The sequence below is a fragment of the Aquiluna sp. genome, assembly GCF_965064355.1.
Map to the genome: position 1 here is coordinate 1 of NZ_CBCHRQ010000057.1, position 9178 is coordinate 9178.

The 9178-nt window shown below is 52.1% G+C and carries 9 protein-coding genes; 4 read left to right on the forward strand and 5 right to left on the reverse strand.

Going from position 1 to position 9178, the window contains the following annotated elements; all coding sequences use genetic code 11:
* On the forward strand, nt 1-342 hold a 342-nt coding region (locus AC128V_RS05595; protein WP_482763693.1), incomplete at its 5' end, for a trimeric intracellular cation channel family protein.
* Between the two features lie 13 nt (nt 343-355).
* Here the strand turns inward: AC128V_RS05595 and trhO are convergent.
* The gene (gene trhO / locus AC128V_RS05600; RefSeq protein ID WP_482763694.1) at nt 356-1264 is read right to left on the reverse strand and encodes an oxygen-dependent tRNA uridine(34) hydroxylase TrhO; all 909 of its coding nucleotides are present in this window, start codon (nt 1262-1264) and stop codon (nt 356-358) included.
* 41 nt (nt 1265-1305) lie between these two features.
* On the opposite strand from trhO, the gene AC128V_RS05605 reads away from it, so the two are divergent.
* Both AC128V_RS05605 and AC128V_RS05610 read left to right on the forward strand, forming a co-directional pair.
* A complete protein-coding gene (locus AC128V_RS05605; RefSeq protein WP_482763695.1) occupies nt 1306-3270 on the forward strand; it encodes a M13 family metallopeptidase in 1965 nt (654 codons plus the stop codon).
* 26 nt (nt 3271-3296) lie between these two features.
* A complete protein-coding gene (locus AC128V_RS05610) occupies nt 3297-3818 on the forward strand; it encodes an acyl-CoA thioesterase (RefSeq protein WP_482763696.1) in 522 nt (173 codons plus the stop codon).
* Here AC128V_RS05610 and AC128V_RS05615 read toward each other — a convergent pair.
* Complete coding sequence (locus AC128V_RS05615) at nt 3815-4147, reverse strand: GNAT family N-acetyltransferase (protein ID WP_482763697.1); 333 nt, start codon at nt 4145-4147, stop codon at nt 3815-3817. The two genes, AC128V_RS05610 and AC128V_RS05615, sit on opposite strands and share 4 nt — an antisense overlap.
* Before the next feature lie 39 nt (nt 4148-4186).
* Here AC128V_RS05615 and AC128V_RS05620 point away from each other — a divergent pair, with 39 nt between their 5' ends.
* Nucleotides 4187-5005: a DNA-methyltransferase gene (locus AC128V_RS05620; RefSeq protein WP_482763700.1), complete on the forward strand. Its 819-nt coding sequence runs from the start codon at nt 4187-4189 to the stop codon at nt 5003-5005.
* Here AC128V_RS05620 and AC128V_RS05625 read toward each other — a convergent pair.
* From AC128V_RS05625 to AC128V_RS05635, 3 genes are all read right to left on the reverse strand, one after another.
* Nucleotides 4953-6371, reverse strand: a complete 1419-nt coding sequence (locus AC128V_RS05625; RefSeq protein WP_482763698.1) for an ABC transporter permease — start codon at nt 6369-6371, stop codon at nt 4953-4955. The two genes, AC128V_RS05620 and AC128V_RS05625, sit on opposite strands and share 53 nt — an antisense overlap.
* On the reverse strand, nt 6361-7314 hold the full coding sequence (locus AC128V_RS05630) for a thiamine ABC transporter substrate-binding protein (protein WP_482763699.1): 954 nt from the start codon (nt 7312-7314) through the stop codon (nt 6361-6363). The genes AC128V_RS05625 and AC128V_RS05630 overlap by 11 nt, the downstream gene beginning before the upstream one ends.
* A gap of 142 nt (nt 7315-7456) precedes the next feature.
* Nucleotides 7457-9085, reverse strand: a complete 1629-nt coding sequence (locus AC128V_RS05635; protein ID WP_482763701.1) for an MDR family MFS transporter — start codon at nt 9083-9085, stop codon at nt 7457-7459.
* Nucleotides 9086-9178 lie beyond the last annotated feature (93 nt).

Sequence of the window (9178 nt, forward strand, 5' to 3'; positions counted from 1 at the left end):
TTGGTCCCAGATGCCATTGGGCTTGGAATCTTTACCGCAGGTGGAACCCACATCGCACTGGAATTAGGCAGCAGCCCTTTGATTGCGGTCCTGATGGGTGTCATTACCGCTGTGGTTGGCGGAGTCTTTAGAGATGTCTTGGTGAACGAAGTTCCAAGAGCGTTCCACGATCATCAGCCATATGCCGTAATCGCCTTTGCCGGTGGCTGGGTGGTAGTGCTGCTGGATGTGCTTTCAGTTCCAACCACCATCACGCTTTTGGTGGGCAGCGGCCTGATTATTTTGGTGCGACTACTCTCAATCAAATTTGGTTGGGAACTTAAGCGCTGGCGCTTCCTGTAACAGCCAAGTTTGATTAGCCAACTTCTTGAAGTTTTTTACCTCTGGTGTGGGTTGGTTTGCAAACCAGGTTGGCTGGGTCTTCGTTGCAGCTATCGCACAAAAGAACCAGGTCCTTGCAGCCTAGGTTTTGGCAGTTTCTAAATTCCTTGGTTGGCCCAGCGCAGCACTCGCAAACGCCGATGGTCTTGGCCTCGTCGGAGAAGTCGATGTTCATGCGACCATCAAAGACATAGAGCGAACCTTCCCAAAGGCCCTTGTCGCGGAATTTCTCGCCATAGCGAACAATGCCGCCGTCGATTTGGTAAACCTCTTGAAATCCGCGGTTGATCATTACCGCCGAGAGAATCTCGCAGCGAATACCACCGGTGCAGTAGGTGACGATTGGCTTGTCCTTGAGGTGGTCATACTTACCACTCTCAAGCTCTGCGATGAAGTCGTGGGTGGTCTGCACATCAGGAACGATGGCGTTTTTGAACTTACCAATCTTGGCCTCGAATGCATTTCGGCCATCGAAGAACACAACCTCATCGCCACGCTCTTCAACCAGCTGGTTCACCTGCTGGGGCTTTAGGTGCTTACCGCCGTTTACAACACCGGACTTGGCAACCTCAATCTCGTCTGGGGTGGTGAAGGCAACCAGTTCTTTTCTTGCCTTGACGCTGAGTCTTGGGAAATCGTTCCCAGTTCCCTCTGACCACTTAAAGTCGATCTTTCCAAAACCTGGATATTCCTTGGTGGCGCGAGAGTACTTCTTTAGGTCCTCCATGTCGCCTCCGAGGGTGCCATTGATGCCGTGCTCTGAGATCAGGATGCGGCCCTTGAGGTTTAGCGAGACGCAGAGCGCCTTCTGCCAAAGCATGACCGCCTTGGGGTCTGCTACCGGAGCAAAGCCGTAGTAAAGAATGATTTTGTTCAGAGCCATATTCAAAGTTTAGCCCCGCGCAACCGCCATAGACTAGGGGCATGTCAATGAAGCCTGGGCTTGATAAAGCCGAACTAAATCACAACATCCGCCCGCAGGACGACCTCTTTAGGCACGTCAATGGTCAGTGGCTGGAAAACACTCCTATCCCAGAAGATCAAGCTGTCTATGGCAGCTTCATGATCCTGCGCGATGACTCAGAGCTAGCGGTAAAGGAAGTCTTAGAGGAGGCGGCAGCCAACCCAAGACCGGGAGTAGCACAGCAGATCGGTGACCTCTACGCATCCTTCTTGGATGAGGACCGAATTGAGAAGCTCGGTGCTGAGCCAATGCAGGATGGGCTGGGTCGTATCTCAAACATCTCCGACCGCAAGGACCTGTTTAAACTTCTCGGTGCTTTCGAGCGCGAAGGTTTGCCTGGCATTTGGGGCAGCTACGTCGACAACGATGCCGGTAACCCAGAGCGCTACCTAGTTCATCTTTACCAGGGCGGAATTGGACTTCCTGACAAGGAGTACTACACCGACGAAAAGTACGAGGACATTCGCACCGAATACGTTCCTCACATCTCCCGCATGCTGATGCTTGCCGGGTGGTCAGCCACCGACGCCATCGAGGCAGCACAAACGATTTTTGATCTGGAAGCCAAGATTGCAAAGCACCACTGGAGCCGCGTTGAATCTCGCGAGGCAGAGAAGACCTACAACCTCAAGGACCTTGCGGGACTAAAGGCTTTGAACAAGAAGATTCTTTGGGACGAATACCTAGCGGGTGCAGAACTCAAGAGTTCATTACTCGATTGGAATGTAGTGATGATGCCATCCTTCTTCGAAGGCATCGAAGACCTTCTGGCCGATGAGCACCTAGAGGCTTGGAAGCTTTGGCTGAGCTGGGTTCTAGTTCGTTCCTATGCCCCATACCTGAGCTCCGCATTTGTCGAAGAGCGCTTTGCTTTCTACGGCACCAAGTTAACCGGACAGCCAGTTAATCGACCACGCTGGAAGCGAGCCGTTGGTTTGGTTGAGGGCAGCCTCGGCGAAGCGGTTGGGCAGATCTATGTTGAGAAGAACTTCCCCGCATCTTCGAAGCAGAAGATGGAAGTTTTGGTCGGTCACCTGACCGAGGCTTACCGTCAGAGCATCAAGAACCTGGACTGGATGACCGAGGAGACCAAGGTCCGGGCCTTGGAGAAGCTCGACAAGTTCACTCCAAAGATTGGTTACCCGGACAAGTGGAAGGACTACTCAGCAATCCAGATCTCTCGCGATGATTTGGTGAGCAACGTTCGCAATGTTTCGAGCTGGGAGTGTGATTACCACGCCAACAAGATTGGTGCTCCAATCGATCGTGACGAGTGGCACATGACCCCGCAGACCGTGAACGCCTACTACAACCCAGGCCTAAACGAAATCGTTTTCCCGGCGGCAATCTTGCAGCCACCTTTCTTCTCCCCAGAGGCCGATGACGCGATCAACTTCGGTGGCATTGGTGGCGTAATTGGTCACGAGATTGGACACGGTTTTGACGACCAGGGCTCGAAGTATGACGGAGACGGCAAGCTAGTTTCCTGGTGGACCGATGCCGACCGTAAAGCCTTCGAAGAGCGCACCAAGTCTCTAATCGACCAGTACAGCGAGCTCAGCCCAACTGAGTTGGATGACAGCAACAAAGTCAACGGAGAGCTCACTATCGGTGAGAACATCGGAGACCTTGGTGGCCTAAGTATCGGCTGGAAGGCCTACCTAATTTCACTAAATGGTGCTCAGCCGCCGGTGATCGATGGCATGAGCGCAGCAGAGCGTTTCTTGATGGCTTGGTCCCAATGCTGGAGAACCAAGTCTCGCGATGAGATTGCTATCCAGCGCTTGGCAACTGACCCGCACTCGCCACCTGAGTTCCGTGTCAACCAGGTAGTCAAGAACCTCGACCTATTCCACGAGACCTACGGCACAACTGAGTCTGATGCACTTTGGCTAGAGCCAGCCAAGCGCGTTGTGATCTGGTGAAACTCTGGTTCCGAATCCTCTACGTAATGCTTACGTGGAGAAAAAGATCAAAGCTCACAATCGACGAGGTTTCCACCATCTCTTTTCGGGTTTGGCCAACTGACCTAGATATCTATCGCCACATGAACAATGGCGTGTTTCTAACTTTGATGGACCTTGGTCGCTACGACCAGGGCCTGAGAACTGGCTTCTGGCAGAAGTGGCAGAAGCTTGGTTGGTATCCGATTGTCGTGAACTCCACCATTAGCTATCGCAAGTCTTTAGAGCCGTGGCAAAAGTTCGATCTTGAAACCCGCGTGGTTGGTTGGGATGAGGTTGCTTACTTCATGGAACAGCGCTTTGTCAGAAATGGTGAGATATATGCGCGGGCAATTATGCGCGGCAGGTTCCTAAAGCGCAGCTGGGGAGTTGTTACTCCAAAAGAAGTTATGGATGGCTCGGGCGGTTGGCCTGGAGAAGAACCAAAGGTTCCGCAGTGGGTAACCGATTGGGCAAAAAGCGCCCAACTTCCAAAAGGAAAAGAGCCAGCTCCAAGCACTTGGGACTAAGCCGAAGCCCCTGGCCAGCGGCAAGCTGCAATGGCATCCTCGATTGGGTTTAGCAGCAGGTCTTGAGTCTCCGGGTGCTTCTCCATGTACTTCACCGTGTAGGAACAAATAGGCACAACCTTGCCCATGTCCTCGTGACGAATGGTGTCCAGCGACTCCCTCAGCAAAATAGCTGCCAGGTTCTTGCCCTGGTGAGCTGGGTCAACCTCGGTGTGGGTTAGGCGAATCTCAGAGTCAACCTGTTCGTAGTCCATCAGGCCAACGCGCTCGTCTTCGAGGAGAATCTCAAAGCGATTGTCTTCCGGCTTGTGAACTACTTTTACGTTCATGCTGTTAATCTTTCCCTCGTGACTGGCAACTTAGTAATCATGGGGGATAACCTCGCGCATCTCAAGTCGATGCCGAGTGAGTCGGTGCAATTGATTTACATTGACCCTCCCTTCAACACCGGTCGCGAGCAAGTTCGCACCAGTCGCACCTCTCGGGCAAGCGAGTCTGGCCGAGTCGGCTTCCAGGGGAAGCGTTACGAACAGGTCGTTTCCAAGGTTCTAAGTTACGACGACGAGTTCGCCGATTACTGGGCTTTTCTAGAGCCAAGACTTGAAGAGAGTTGGCGACTACTTGCTGATACTGGCACCCTCTACCTTCACCTCGATTACCGAGAGTCTCACTACGCCAAAGTTTTGCTCGACGCACTTTTTGGCAGGGAGAGCTTTCTAAACGAAATCATCTGGGCCTATGACTATGGAGCACGTTCTAAGTCGCGCTGGCCAGCCAAGCACGACAACATTTTGGTTTACGTGAAAAACCCAAAGACCCACTACTTCAACTCCCAAGAGGTAGATCGTGAGCCATACATGGCGCCGGGACTCGTCACAAAGGAAAAAGCAGAACGCGGCAAGTTGCCAACCGATGTCTGGTGGCACACCATCGTGTCACCAACCGGGAAAGAGAAAACGGGATACCCGACTCAGAAGCCCGAGGGAATTCTCCGGAGAATCATCATGGCAAGTTCAAAACCTGGTGACCTGGTTTTGGATTTCTTTGGTGGCTCTGGAACCACAGCAGCTGTTGCGGCAAAGTTGGACCGACGATTTATCACCATCGATCAGAGCAAGGATTCGATAAAAGTGATTACCGAGCGATTGGCAAATAACGGTGTCGCTTTCGAGTTGGTTTCAAACTAAACCAAATAACGTATGCAGCTATGAGAATGTAAATCGCGGCAACCGTCATTGCCATTCCAAGATTCTCCGCTCCGGGACGACCAAGCAACTTGAACATCACAATGGGCAAAGTCTCGTTTGAGCCAAAAGCCAAGAAACTTGCTGCTCCAAATTCACCAATTGAAACCATGGCGCTAAATGTAATTGCGAGAGTAAAACTCTTCTTGAGCAGTGGAAGCTCAATCATTCGCAAGGTTTGGATTCGGCTTGCGCCATCCATTCGACTCGCTTCTAAAAGCTCCGGGTCAATGCCCATCCTCGCAGGCCGGAGAATCTGGAAAGCCACTGGAAGGGCGAACAGCGCTTGGACTAGTGGAAGCAATACCCATGAACTCGAAAGGAACCTCGGCAGGTAGCCAACTAGGGCAAGAGTTGCTAATCCAACTACAACCGGGGAAATGCCAATTGGAATCAGTACCCAGCTGGATGGACGTCTTCGGCTTGCAAGCAGATAGGCCAGAGGCACCGATACCAGAATCACAACTGCAGCATTGCGAAGACTGTTGACACTGGCTTCTAGGACAGTGATGTTCAACAGATCGCGGTCCCCCTTGGTGGATAGGTTCGCCAGGTTGTTCAGCAGTCCCTCGCCCTCCATGGCTCTCGAGACAATTACTGCGATTGCAATGAGCACTGCTCCAGTAAGTAGCGCACCAAGTGCCTTCTCAAAGCGATTGGGCTGGATTAGTGAAGGAGATATCTCGTCTAAGGCGGTTGGAGCTCCACCGACCACTCTAGAAAGTAGGAACATTGCAATAGTGAGCAGTGTCTGTAGGACCGCAAAAGTGGCGGCCAGGTTTAGATCAAGATTCTGCAAAGCGGCAACAGCAATTCCAGTCTCCAGGGTTCTGACCTTGCCCGCTCCGAGAGCCAAAACCAGACCGAAACTTGTTGCCGAGTAAAGCGCTACCAAAAGCGCTGCAGCGATAAGCCCATGTCGCTGCTGGGGTAGCTCAATGCGAAGTCTGATTTGCGAGTCACTCGCTCCAGCAAGTCGCGCAGACTCCAACTGTTCGGTTTCAATGGTTGTAGCAGCGAAAACTTTCCCAATAAAGCCAAAGTTCATAAACACGTGTGCCGCGATGATGAGTAACATTCCCAAATTGGAATCTACTTCAGTCAGCCCAAACATCCCCTCGAAGGCAAGTCCGACTAAAAAGGGTGGCAGTAGAAATGGCACGAGCATGATTGCGGAGATGAGGCGGGCAGTCTTTTGGCTTAAGGACCTGAGCCAGCTTCCAAATGGAATACCAAAAGCAACAGACAACAACGAACTTGCCACCGCGATGATCGCGGTGGTTGAAAGCAGCTCGAGGCTAGTTGTCAAAAACGTCTGACCAGTCCGTTAGCCATTGTTCGCGATTCGCCGCAAAGTCGAGGTCTTCACCAATAACACTTTCAGCCGGCGGTGCGAATTGTTCAAACTCGGCTGGGATTGCAATCCCTTGGTTTGGGTATACGAACATGTTCCAGGGCAATGACTCTTGGAAGCTTTGAGCGAGCATAAAGTCAATTAGAGCCTGACCTCCCGCAGCGTTTTCTCCGCCCTCAACAATCCCCGCGTACTCGTACTGTCTGAAGCACTCTTTGAGTAATGCCTTGGACTGAGGCTTGCCATCTTTTAGTTCGGCCGCAGGGGAGCTTGCGTAGCTGAGCACTATTGGTCTGGTCCCACCGTAACGAGTGAAGTCAGTGAAGTAGGCATCTGTCCAACTGCTGGTGGTTTTCAGGCCGTTATCACGCAGCGATCTCCAGTAGGCAAAGACCTCAGCTTTGGTCTCAAACCCAGCGTAGGTCGTGATTAGAAACGCCATTCCTGGGGAGGAGAGGTTTGGATTGGGAATCACAACGAGATCTTTGTACTTGCTCTGACCGAGATCGCGCCAGCTGGCTGGCGGTTGAATGTTGTTTTGCTCGAACCACCCGATGTCGTAGTTGAAGCAGACGTCACCGTAATTGATCTGCTTGAGATCTTGAACCACGTTGTTCTCCAGCGCAACCGAGGCGAACGTGTTGTCGATGCCATAGACCACATCCGCAATCGGTGCATTTTGAGTTAGGACAAGTTTGTTCGTAAGGCTTCCGGTATCACCGAGGGCAATGACCTCGAGCTGGTAACCAGTTGACTCTTCAAACTCAGCAATCTGCTCATCGCTTATGTAAAACGAGTCGTGAGTTGCAAGCCTGACTAGCTCGATTTTCTCTGCCGGCGCAGCTGAGCAGCCGGCTAGTAGTAGCGCTGCAATTGTGGCGATAACTAATTTCTTCATGTCGTGCCTTTCCAAAAGTTAGGCACGGGTTTGAGGTGTCTCCCTGCGCTGGCATTACCCATATCAGGTTCGACGGTCGAAGACTAGCTAGTCTTCCTCTCAGTCCGGTTTACCGAACTCCCGTGTAGAAAAAGTATAAGTCTTACTGCGCAGCAGCGGCAGCCTCAGCTGCCTCCTGAGCGGCACTCTTTTGACGCAGCGGGATCTCCTTGATGAACCAGCTGATAACGAACGCAATTGCGATAAAGACAGCTGCCAACATAAACACTGTCAACGAGCTGTCAACGAATCCCATGCGGAATGGCAGGGTCAAGCGGTCATCGGCTCCAATTAGAAACGAGCTGTCGTTAGTGATTCCTTCAGCACCAGAAGGTCCAGACTTCAATACTTCCAAGATTCCAGCATTGGCCTGGTTCGCCATGACATCCGGGTCCTGCAGCGCTTCGGCGAAACCGCTCTTCACCTCGGTGGTTTCAAAAGCTGCCTGAATCTTGCCCACCACTTGCGAGAACAGAATCGACATAAAGATTGCAACACCGAAGGTGCCACCCATCTGTCTGAAGAATGTGGCGGAGGATGTTGCCACACCAATGTCTTTGGCCTCGACCGCATTCTGGCTAGCGACCATGGTGGTCTGCATCAACTGTCCAAGACCGAGACCGATCAAGACCATTCCAATTGCCAATACCCAAAGTGGAGTGTCGGCTCTTAGCAGAACCACCATGTATAGGTAGCCAATGGTTAGCGTTGCGGTTCCGGTGTTGAAGAAGATTCTGTACTTGCCGGTCTTCGATGTTATGCGACCCGCGGTGATGGTCGCGGTCATCATTCCAAAGACCATCGGCAACATCATGAATCCAACCATGGTCGGTGATACTCCATAGATGATCTGAATAATCAGTGGAAGCACGATCATTCCTCCGAACATGCCAACGCCGATAATCACACCGAGGATTTGGGTTCGGGCAAAGGTCTGGTTCTTGAATAGCGACAGAGGAATAAGAGCGGAATCGCCCATCTTCTTTTCGATTGTGATGAAGGAAATGATTCCGGCAACACCAACCACATACATCGCAATTGCAAGCGGTGAACCCCAGCCCCACTCGCGACCCTGTTCGGCAACCAGTAGCAAGGGCACGGTTGCAAAGATGATCGTGACCGCTCCCCACCAGTCGATGCGCTGCTGCTTAGGTGTGTGAGGGACATGCAGGAACACAGTCACCATGATTAGCGAAATGATTCCAACCGGAAGGTTGATTAGGAACACCCAGCGCCAGCCATCGATCCACAAAATCTGATCAATTCCAGCGAAGGTTCCGCCAACAACCGGTCCCAAGAGTGAAGATGAGCCAAATACCGCTAGGAACAGGCCCTGGTACTTTGCCCTCTCACGTGGCGGCACGATGTCAGCGACGATGGTCAATGCCAGCGAGAACAAACCACCGGCACCAATTCCCTGCAGCGCTCTAAAGGCTGCGAGTTCATACATCGTGGTGGCGAATCCGGTGGTAACCGAACCAATAACAAAAATCAAAATTGCAACCAGGAACAGCGGGCGTCTTCCAAATAGGTCGCCCAGCTTGCCGTAGATCGGAGTCGAAACTGTTGAGGTGATCAGGTAGGCGGTGGTCGCCCAGGCCTGGAGAGACAGCCCATCAAGGTCATCAGCGATGGTTCGCATCGCTGCTCCAACCACAGATTGGTCTAAGGCTGCAAGGAACATGCCCGACATCAGACCGATCAAAACCAGCCAAATCTGCCTAGGAGTCATTTCTCCAGATTGAGCGGCTTGTTTTGCGGCTTCCCGCCTTGACTTAGTGGGCAATTCAACTCCAAGTTTTAGGGTGGTACTCGTGCCCAAGTC

What these genes read in the sequence shown, in the direction of transcription:
- AC128V_RS05605 (WP_482763695.1), top strand. Translation starts at nt 1,306, where the DNA reads ATGTCAATGAAGCCTGGGCTTGATAAAGCCGAACTAAATCACAACATC.
- AC128V_RS05610 (WP_482763696.1), top strand. Translation starts at nt 3,297, where the DNA reads ATGCTTACGTGGAGAAAAAGATCAAAGCTCACAATCGACGAGGTTTCC.
- AC128V_RS05630 (WP_482763699.1), bottom strand. Translation starts at nt 7,314, where the DNA reads ATGAAGAAATTAGTTATCGCCACAATTGCAGCGCTACTACTAGCCGGC.
- AC128V_RS05635 (WP_482763701.1), bottom strand. Translation starts at nt 9,085, where the DNA reads ATGACTCCTAGGCAGATTTGGCTGGTTTTGATCGGTCTGATGTCGGGC.
- AC128V_RS05615 (WP_482763697.1), bottom strand. Translation starts at nt 4,147, where the DNA reads ATGAACGTAAAAGTAGTTCACAAGCCGGAAGACAATCGCTTTGAGATT.
- AC128V_RS05620 (WP_482763700.1), top strand. Translation starts at nt 4,187, where the DNA reads ATGGGGGATAACCTCGCGCATCTCAAGTCGATGCCGAGTGAGTCGGTG.
- trhO (WP_482763694.1), bottom strand. Translation starts at nt 1,264, where the DNA reads ATGGCTCTGAACAAAATCATTCTTTACTACGGCTTTGCTCCGGTAGCA.